The organism is Pontibacterium sp. (assembly GCF_041587635.1).
Classification (GTDB): domain Bacteria; phylum Pseudomonadota; class Gammaproteobacteria; order Pseudomonadales; family Balneatricaceae; genus Pontibacterium.
In genome coordinates, this window is sequence record NZ_JBFGYC010000208.1 from 1 (window position 1) to 6,308 (window position 6,308).

General features: G+C 50.6%; 5 protein-coding genes. 3 read left to right on the plus strand and 2 right to left on the minus strand.

Annotation, left to right across the window (positions count from 1 at the left end; all coding sequences use genetic code 11):
- Positions 1 to 385 precede the first annotated feature (385 nt).
- The gene (locus tag ABYW01_RS11350) at positions 386 to 3,097 is read left to right on the plus strand and encodes an insulinase family protein (RefSeq protein ID WP_372832784.1); all 2,712 of its coding nucleotides are present in this window, start codon (positions 386 to 388) and stop codon (positions 3,095 to 3,097) included.
- 88 nt (positions 3,098 to 3,185) lie between these two features.
- On the opposite strand, the gene ABYW01_RS11355 is transcribed toward ABYW01_RS11350, so the two are convergent.
- Both ABYW01_RS11355 and sbcB read right to left on the minus strand, forming a co-directional pair.
- Positions 3,186 to 3,527 (minus strand): hypothetical protein, encoded by a 342-nt coding sequence (locus ABYW01_RS11355; RefSeq protein ID WP_372832785.1) that lies wholly within the window; start codon positions 3,525 to 3,527, stop codon positions 3,186 to 3,188.
- Positions 3,528 to 3,598: 71 nt separating this feature from the next.
- A complete protein-coding gene (sbcB, locus tag ABYW01_RS11360; protein ID WP_372832787.1) occupies positions 3,599 to 5,053 on the minus strand; it encodes an exodeoxyribonuclease I in 1,455 nt (484 codons plus the stop codon).
- 79 nt (positions 5,054 to 5,132) lie between these two features.
- Between sbcB and ABYW01_RS11365 the strand changes: the two genes are divergently transcribed.
- Both ABYW01_RS11365 and ABYW01_RS11370 read left to right on the plus strand, forming a co-directional pair.
- Complete coding sequence (locus ABYW01_RS11365) at positions 5,133 to 5,558, plus strand: YchJ family protein (protein ID WP_372832789.1); 426 nt, start codon at positions 5,133 to 5,135, stop codon at positions 5,556 to 5,558.
- 218 nt (positions 5,559 to 5,776) lie between these two features.
- On the plus strand, positions 5,777 to 6,308 hold a 532-nt coding region (locus ABYW01_RS11370), incomplete at its 3' end, for a hypothetical protein (protein ID WP_372832790.1).

Here is a 6,308-nt window from a genome sequence, read left to right on the forward strand (position 1 = left end):
GCGGAACTAAATTGCCTATTATCAATCGAATGATGTTCTTTTCTGAAAATTCATTAATAATTAAAACCACCTTGGTTAGAACGAAACAGTTGATCAAAAAATAGACAGAATAAGCATATCAATATAGGATCGAGTGCTTATACATAATAAAAACGACAGACTAAGGAACCTGCCGTCGTAGCTATATCGAGTCACTTGGTAGCGCTTTGCAGGATCCCTAACTTCAGCAAAAGGCCCGATGCATATGACCCCACTGAAGCGCCTGCCATTCAGCAAATACGCTCTTTTCTGCCTCCTATTTTTGTTGGGCAATATTGCCAACGCGGGGGTATACACAAGCCCGAGCGATTCGCGCGAATATCTTACCTTCACCTTGACCAACCAGATGAAAGTACTGGTGATCTCTGACCCAACGAGCAGCAAGGCTGCGGCATCACTGGATGTAGCCGTTGGCTCTAATGCCAACCCTAAGGGACGAGAAGGTCTTGCCCATTTCCTTGAGCACATGCTATTTCTGGGTACCGAAAAATACCCTGAAGCAGGTGATTATCAGGCGTTCATCAGCTCCCATGGTGGTAATCACAACGCCTACACCGCCTTTGAAAACACCAACTATTTCTTTGATATCAAAGCGGATAGTCTGGAACCTGCACTGGACCGTTTTTCACAGTTCTTTATTTCGCCGTTGTTCACCGATAAGTATGTAGACCGTGAACGTCATGCGGTGCATTCCGAATATCAGGCAAAAATTCGCGACGACGGCCGCCGGATTTACGCGGTAACCAAACAGATTCTTAACCCCGAGAACAGCTACAGTCAGTTCTCCGTCGGCAGTCTGGAAACGCTGGCTGATAATGACAACGGCAAGGTTCGTGATGATCTGATCAAGTTCTATCAGCAACATTACTCCGCTAACCTGATGTCATTGGTCGTGTTGGGCAATCAGAGCACTGAAGACCTGAAAGCCATGGTTGAAGCGAAGTTTGCCGCGGTACCGAATGCCCACGTACGTCCCTTTCGCAATGACACACCGCTGTTTAAGCCAGCGAGTCTGCCACTTAAGCTGAACATCAAAACAGTCAAAGACCTGCGCTATATGTCGATGACCTTCCCGATGCCGGAAGTTCGCAGTCAGTGGCGTAAGAAACCGCTTTATTACATCAGCAGCCTGGTGGGTTACGAAGGTGCGGGCAGCTTGTTATCCGAACTAAAAGCGAAAGGCTGGGCAACCGGACTGGCTGCCTCAACCGGTACAAGCCTGCCGGGTGAATCGACTTTCCACGTGAACATTGCACTGACGCCCAAAGGGCTACAGCATCAGGAAGCGATTACTCAGCTGTTCTTTAACTATATCGATCTGATCAAACAGGGCGGTATCAGTGAAACCCTGTATCAGGAAGAGAGTGACCTGAACCGTATTCAATTCCGTTTTCAGGAACGCAACGAACCGATTCACTACGTTAGCCAGTTGTCGCGTCAGCTACGCCAGTATCCCATGCAGGAAACCATTCGTGCGCCCTACCTGTTCGAGGCATTTGATGCCGAGCTGATCGGCAGCTACCTGACCAACGTCCGCCCGGACAATATGCTGCTCACCGTCAAAGCACGGGATGTGGAAACTGATCAAACGAACCCTTGGTACAACGTAGAGTTCAGTGCCAAGCCGATCAGTGCTGATATGCAGCAGGCTATGCAGCAGGGTCCGAAGACTGCATCGCTATACATCCGTGGTACCAACCCGTTCGTAGCGACCAACCTTCAACTCAAAGAGCCTTCCACCGCGTCCACCAACCCTCAGGTTATCCTGGAACAGCCAGGCCTGACCCTTTGGCATCAGCAGGACGCCAGCTTCAGCTCACCCAAAGCGAATCTGTTCTTCAGTGTCATGTCTCACCGCGCCAACCTGACCTCTAAAGATGCGGTGCTGACCGGTCTGTACACCCGTATGGTGAAGGATCGTCTGAACGAAGTACTGTACGACGCTTATGTCGCAGGTCTGAACACGGATATCTATCCACACTTGAAAGGTTTTAGCGTGCGTTTGTCAGGCTATAACGAAAAACTGCCTGTCCTGCTGGAAAAAGTAACCGCCGAGTTGAAAAAACCTGTATTTACTGAGCAGCGCTTTGCCGTAATCAAGCAGCAGTATGCTGATCAGCTGGCAAACGCCAAGAAGGAAAAACCGTTTAACCAGACCATCAATGAGATCTTTCAGTTGCTGCTGCCCCAGTGGAGCAAAGCGGAAAAGTTAGGCGCGATCGACACCGTGTCCTTTGCTGATCTACAACGCTTTACGCCCGAATTGCTAGCGGAAACCGAGCTTCGCGTACTGTCCCACGGCAACATGCTGGCGGATGAAGCCACTGATATGGCGAATCATATTGCCGCTACACTGCTGAAAAAAGTACAACCGAAGCACCTGTCGCAAACCCCGGTTGTACGTTTACAGAAAGGCCGACCGTTTGTTCAGACTCTGGATCTTCCACACAACGATTCGGCGATCAGCATCTACTTCCAGGGTAACGACTCAGCACTTAAAACCCGTGCGGAGTTCGCGATCCTCAGTGAGTTGATGTCATCACCGTTCTATAGCCGTCTGCGGACAGAAAAGCAGTTGGGCTACGTGGTATTCGAGACGCCATTACCCCTGCGTAAAGCACCGGGGCTGGCATTTGTCGTGCAGTCACCGGTAGCTGATCCGCTCTCGCTGGAGGAGCATATCACCCACTTTATGGATGATATGGGCGACCAGATGCTGGCGATGAGTGATACCCAGCTGGATAAATACAAACGCAGCGTCATTTCCCGCATCCTCAAAGAGGAAAACAGTCTGAGCGAACGTAGCGCCCGCTACTGGAATCAGATTGACCGTAACAATGCCGACTTCCACAGCCGTGAAGCACTGGCAAAATCCATTGCCGAGCTGTCTCTGCAGGAATTACAGCAAGGCTTTAAACAGTTACGTGATCGTCAGCTCATCGTGCGCAGCTTCGGCCTGAAACATATGGAAAATGCCAGCCGTGAAGAGATTGGCAGAACCTGCGATGTTGAGATCAACTCGCTGAAAATCGCTGGGGAGTTCATGCCGGAAGCCTGATTCCCGAACAGCTCCAGATACAATTCAGATACAAAAAGAGGCGCTTGATGCGCCTCTTTTTGTGGATCACCTGGATGAAAGCGACCCGTTATTCCTCTTCAATAATTTCCAGTGCCGAACATGACTCGCCGAAGATCAGGCAACGTTCTTTTTTCCGATCATCCGCAATCGACTTAAACACCAGATCTTCCCCGGACAGCGTTGGCCCTTCTTTCTCTAACTTGTTCATCTGTATGTAAAATGCCGGGTCTGCTGCGGGTACAACCGTGGGTGGAGGTAACGTTGACGGCAATTTAAACGCTTTAACTTCCGCCATCGGCTCAACGTCAAAGGTGCCACGCGGTAATCCTTTGTATGCCTGAGACGGCTCAATGGCGAAGATCAAAGCGCCGTCCGGACGGGTGACATCATAGGGGATCGAATTGTCCATTAGCGGCTCCTCTGCCTTCACAGGCAAAGTGACGCAAAGAACAAGCAGTCCTGCATTGATCCCCCGTTTCACTATGCAAAATCCTCCATCGGATAAACCGACTCAGCATAAACCGCCAGCTCTTCGAGTATATGGCGGTCACGATCACTGCAATCGGGTCGTGCGTACAGTTCATTCAGGCGTTCATAAAATGCATTCATTGTCAGATGCCCGCTGTTGTCCGGCCCCAGCAACTTGCGGGAACGGTATTCTTCCCATATTTGCTGTTGTTCCCCCGTAAGCACAGACGGACAGTTTCGTGCCTTATAGCGCAGAAACATCTCTTCCAGACGACCATCCTGAAACGGCGGGTCCAGCGTCATCAGGGCATCACTATCAGCGTTTCTGACAAGCTCCATAGAGTTCTTATCGGCATCATTGAAGAATCCGCCAGCATAGATCATCAGATCAGGGTCACTTTCACCTTCAAATGGACTCTCGCTGAACAGATCCATCAACTTATGTTGCAAACCGTTCATACCCCGCAAAATCTGTAAATGCGTTCGACAGGTATCACCGTCTATCGATAAGCGTTGAGCTTCTTCTTTATTCAACATACCTGCCGGAGCGATGATCGGGCATTTATTGATGTGAATCTGTTTCAGCGCAATACGCGGATCATCATCAGACAGCGACTCCCGCTTGGTATACATCAGTCTATTCAACTCTTGGACTGAGAGTTCCATCAACGGTGTGGGATCGAAACGCAGATCCCACGCCAGAATGGCGTTCTTATTCGTCGGATGCGTACCAATAGGCGCAATAACCGCCAGGTTGCCGAACTCCACCGGATACCGAGATGACACATGAAGCACCGGCTTCATACTCACAACATCCAGCTTATTCTGAATCGCCTGTTTACTGCGGTTGCCCACTACAAACTCATACAGTTTGGGCTGCTTCTCGCGTACCAGCTTAGCCATCTCAATGGTCGCTGTAACGTCGGAGAGTGCGTCATGGGCAGCGCCATGATCAATACCGTTTGCTTTGGTCAGATCTTCCAGACGTAAACTCGGGCTGCCATCATCGTACGTCGGCCAGTTAATACCATCCGGGCGCAACGCCCGGGTCAGGCGTAACATATCGATGATATCCCAGCGGGAACAGCCGTTTTGCCATTCCCGTGCATATGGGTCATAAAAGTTGCGATAAAGCGTATTACGGGTCACTTCGTCGTCGAAACGAATACTATTGTAACCCACACCACAGGTACCCGGCTTTGCCAGTTCAGCATGGATTTCACGGATAAAGTCCGCTTCGCACAAGCCTTCTTCCAATGCTTTCTGCGGCGTAATACCGGTAATCAGACATGCATCCGGATGGGGTAACAGATCATCCGACGGACGACAATAAAACATCACCGGCTCACCGATCACGTTCAAGTCCGCATCAGTGCGAATCCCGGCAAACTGCATAGGACGGTCGCGCCTCGGGTCTGCACCAGAGGTCTCATAGTCGTGCCAGAAAAAAGTCAGCTTCGCACTCACAGGTAAATATCCTTTTGGGGTATGGAACTGGTAATCACAGAGGATATAATACCTCACAGTTCATGGAGGGATCATCCGTATGTTGCACGACCAAGACATAACTAAAGCTTGTCCCTGTAACTCAGGCAAACCCTTCCGCTTTTGCTGCGAGCCTGCAATCGAAGGCCATAAACCCGCAGCGACAGCTGAAGCTTTGATGCGCTCACGTTATACCGCGTTCTCTTTAGGCGCTGTTGATTATTTGATTGGCACAACTGCCCCAGAGAACCGCAACCCTGAAGATGCGGAAATCCTCACCGAACAGGTGAAATGTACCAATTGGATTGGTTTAGAAATTCTAGCCACTCAACAGGGAGAAAAGGGTGACGCTACCGGCATGGTAGAGTTTGAAGCACGCTTTGAAGCCGATGAGCAAAGCGGAGTACTGCGCGAACACTCCAATTTCCGCTGTGACGACAATCAGTGGTATTACGTCGACGGAGACGTCGAAGTCAGCATTAAATAGACTCCGCCTGCAGTATCCGACCTGCTCAAAACACGGGCAGGTCAACGCTCACGGGCTGACATGCCGGTTACGCTGAAATTCGCGATCAAGCGCCTTTTTCATCATTTCATAATAATTGAATGTCAAGCCTGTTCCTGTGACTTTTCTGCGCTAGAATAGCCTCCCCCAAGTGTTTATACGAACGTCGGGTTACTTTGTAATTTCGGGACCGGGATTGAATGTTGTTCAGATTTTTTAAACCCAAATGGCAAAATCAAAAAGCGGAAGTACGCCTGCGTGCTGTCGAAGAGATCAGCCATGACGCCCCCGATTCGAATCAGATTCTGGAGCAGTTAGCCCAGACGGATCCTGACCAGAACGTACGTCAGGCCGCCACATCCCGACTCTGTAATCTGTCTTTGCTGACCGAGATTGCCCGCAAAGAGCAGAACCATTTGATCCGCCGCTCGGCACTGGATCGTATCTGCTGCCTGATCGTTGACCAGCACGTTGCACCGATTGAGCAGCGTCGTGCCGCGCTGGATCAGCTGGACTCGCCAAATCTGCTGACCCATGTGGTGCTGAAATCTTCAGATCAGGCCCTGCAGAGCCATGCACTGGACAAGATCACCGATCAGCACGCCCTGGCCACTATTATCCGCTCGGCATCCCTTGCTCTGCTGCGCCGCCAGGCCGCTGAAAAAATGCGCGATGCTGAGTTGATCGAGGCACTGATCAAGGAAACCCTGGGTCGCGACAAAACCGTAAGCC